The following is a 1,827-nucleotide window of genomic DNA, read 5'->3' as shown; positions in this document are numbered from 1 at the left end:
CTCGCCGTGGCCGCCGGCGCCCTCGCTCCGGCCCTGCTGCTCTCCACTCCGTCCTTCGCCGCCCCCGTGCCGCCGACGGCCGCCGCGGCGGCGTCGGACACGGGCTCCCCCTACGACGGGATGGACATCCACGACCTGCGCATCGCGATCCTCCGCATCCTCGCCGACCCCGACAGCGGCAAGCGGGTGACCCGGGAGATCAACGAACTCCTCGACCACGGCACCGCGGAGGACATACGCACCTGGCTCGAGACCGGTTACCGCCTCGCCCAGTTCGAGGACGACCGCGTCGCGATCGTCCGGCTCCTCGCCGACCCCGACAGCGGCAAGCGGGTGACCCAGGAGATCAACGAACTCCTCGACCACGGCACGGCGGAGGAGGTACGCACCTGGCTCGAGACCGGTTACCGCCTCGCCCAGTTCGAGGACGACCGCGTCGCCGTCCTCAGGATCCTCGCCGACCCCGGCATCAGTGACGCCCTGCGCGCGGCGGCGAACGCGGCCTTGGACGCGCACACTCCGGAAGCGCTGCGCCACTTCCTCGAGGTCGGCCGGCACGAGGTCGACGGCTAGGACCTCCCGGCCGACCGTGCGCCCGTCGGCCGGGAGCAGGCGCTCCCGGCCGGCACCGGAAGAAGGATCCTCCGCCCGTTCCCGGCTGCGGTCCGGTGCCCGCACGACCGGGCACCGGCCCTCTCCACGCCGGGGAACCCACGGGTCCGGGCAACCGGCCGACCGCCGGGGCACTTTCCCCCGTCGTTCCAGAGGGGAGGGGCCACGCCGGTGGAAGTCGGCCGGCCGACACCACCTCTGGAGACCGATGACGGCAGTGGATGCGGTGCCCGTCGTCCTCGTCCACGGGACGCGCTTCAGCGCGGGGCAGTGGAGCGTGTAACTCGCCGCCCTCCGGGACGAGTTCCCGGTGGTCGCCGTCGACCTGCCCGGCCACGGGGAGCGTTCGGCCCAGCCCGGAGCCTGAGCGGTGCGACCGGGATCATCCCTTCCGCGGTCGACTCGCTCGGCCACGGGCCGGCGCTCGTCGTCGGGCACTCGCTCGGGGGTCACGCCGCGCTGGAGTTCGCGCGGCGCCGTCCGGAACGACTGCGCGGGCTGATCCTCGCGGGAGCCGGCGCCTCCCCCCGCGGCCCCGGGGCAGTGCCGTACCGGTGGGCCGCCGGACCGGTCTCCCGTCCGCCGGCGGACCGGCCGGCCCGGTGGAACGACCGGCTGCTGCGGTGGCTCTCCCCGCCGGAGGTGGTGGAGGCGACCATCCGTTCCGGTTACGCCTTCCACACCCTGCCGACAGCCTGGGGCGAGGTCCTGGGGCGCTTCGGGCCGGAGGCGATGCGTTCGGTGAAGGTCCCGGTACTGATCCTGAACGGCGAGAAGGACCCGTCTTCCGTTCCGGTGAGGCGGACTTCGCCCGCGCCCATCCCCACGCCCGCGTCGAGTCGATCCCACGGGCGGGGTACCTCGCGAACTTCGACGCTCCGGACGCCTTCACCGACGCCGTCCGCCGCTTCGCCCGGCGACTCCCCGCCGCCGGCCGACCGCGGCATCACCGGGTGCACCCGGCACCCCGAACACCCGGCGGCCCGTGGCGGCGCTCGGCCACGGCTCGCCGGGTGGATCACGGAACCGCACGGAAGGACCGGCAGGGCTCCCCTGCGGACACCCAGGGCTCCAGCAGGTCGCCCGGCAACGCGGCGAAGGCGTCGTCCGGGGCGTCCTCCCGGAGCCGGTCGCCGACGGCTCCGGGACGGAGGGCGACCGCAGGGGGCACGTTCAGGCCTCGGCGCGCAGGAGAGTGCGTACGGTGCTGATCAC

Annotated in this window: 1 protein-coding gene and 2 pseudogenes; 2 read left to right on the top strand and 1 reads right to left on the bottom strand. The window is 74.7% G+C overall.

The annotated features are described in order from the left end of the window. Positions 1-573, top strand: a 573-nt coding sequence (locus AOK18_RS28395) for an ALF repeat-containing protein (protein ID WP_478078858.1), incomplete at its 5' end; no start/stop codon positions are given. 247 nt (positions 574-820) lie between these two features. Next, positions 821-1,541, top strand: a pseudogene (locus tag AOK18_RS31500) (alpha/beta fold hydrolase); the annotation flags it as partial. Between the two features lie 89 nt (positions 1,542-1,630). On the opposite strand, the pseudogene AOK18_RS33740 reads toward AOK18_RS31500, so the two are convergent. Then, positions 1,631-1,827: pseudogene (locus tag AOK18_RS33740) on the bottom strand (hypothetical protein); the annotation flags it as partial.

The organism is Streptomyces prasinopilosus, from assembly GCF_001419695.1.
Lineage (GTDB): Bacteria > Actinomycetota > Actinomycetes > Streptomycetales > Streptomycetaceae > Streptomyces > Streptomyces prasinopilosus.
The sequence above is the reverse complement of the archived record's forward strand: the minus strand, read 5'-3'. Positions and strand labels throughout refer to the sequence as shown.